General features: G+C 48.4%; 1 protein-coding gene and 1 pseudogene. Both read left to right on the forward strand.

The window, feature by feature from the left end; genetic code table 11:
* Positions 1-1092, forward strand: a pseudogene (locus Q0369_RS06985) (hypothetical protein); the annotation flags it as partial.
* Between the two features lie 62 nt (positions 1093-1154).
* Positions 1155-1366 (forward strand): hypothetical protein (locus Q0369_RS06990; RefSeq protein ID WP_298097820.1); only part of this gene is annotated, 212 nt, incomplete at its 3' end.

Consider the following 1366-nt stretch of genomic DNA (forward strand, 5'->3'; position numbering starts at 1 on the left):
GTAAAAGATCTAAATTCTGAAATTTTAGATACGGAAGCTTTAGACGAGGAGCAAATTTTAAAAATTTGTAGCCTTTGCGAGCTAGACTGCGCTCAAATTTACGGACGCATAAGCGCGGATTTCAAAGCACGCCTCAACGCAGCAGGCATCGAGGTATGGCAGGTGCTAAGCATTGGCACCGAAATGCCGCCTCTTGAGGGTTTGAGCTGCGATCGGATCTTATTTGACGCCAAAGGAGCGAACCTGGGCGGTAACGGCGTGAGCTTCGACTGGGATCTGTTGAGACGCGCAAGGCTTGGCTGTGAAGAAAAATACTGCGCGGCGAGCAGTAAAAAATACTGCGCGGGCAGCGCAACTCAAAGCATAGACGACACAAAATACGACTCGGCTAGCGGGCACTGCGATACGAAAAATAACGCATCAAGTGACGAAAAATGCTATGCAGCAGGCATGGCTCAAGGCTCAAACGGCGCAAGGAGCCATCTTAAACATAGCGCGATCTGTAGCGGATATAGCGAGGGGAATTTAAAGCGCGATACAAACGGCGATTGTAACAATTCCTGCGCGGAGCATAGCGAAAACGGAAATTTGAAGCTCCAGATGGTAAGCAACGTGTGCTGTGCCTCTAATAGCAATGAAGCGAGCGAGCGCGCACATGATATTGTTCGATCGAGCAATACGAAACAAGAAACGAGCGCCGATCGTCGCGCCGCAAAGAATGACGATGAGTGCAAATTTAGTGCGTGTGCTGCCGCTCGGCTGAATGGTGTAAGGCCCACAAGCGAAGGCGCCAATGATCGAGGCACAAGCGACTATGAGGCGGGCGCGCCAAATATTTCAAATGACGGCAGTGAGGCGGGCAAGTTGGGTGCCGCAAAGGATGATAGTGCGGATAAGTGTAGCACTGCTTCCAAAGGCGGCGCGATCTCTTTTATTCTTGCAGGCGGCATAGGTGCGCAAAATATCCTTGAAGCGCTCGCGCTGCGTCCCTACGCTATCGATCTAAACAGCCGGGTGGAGGATGCGCGAGGCATTAAAGATCCACAAAAGATAAGCGAAATTTTGCAAATTTTAAAAAATGCGCAAGGCTAATCTCTGCGTGCAAACTCGCGCGATAGTTATATCTAAATCAAGCGCGTATAAGGAGGAACCAAATGCGTAATGACGAAATTGCTAGGTTTGGCATAAGCAAAACGCGGTATGATGAAAATATAAAGGATTTCTTACAAGATAAAAATTGCGATAAGCGAAATTTGGCGGGCGGCGGGCTAAAATTTACGAGCGATGGCAGGCAAAATTCTATAAATGCCAGCGAGCAAAATTTTACAAATGTCGTTGAACAAAAATCGCAAAGCGATCTCTCTTG

This window comes from uncultured Campylobacter sp. (assembly GCF_938030685.1).
Classification (GTDB): domain Bacteria; phylum Campylobacterota; class Campylobacteria; order Campylobacterales; family Campylobacteraceae; genus Campylobacter_B.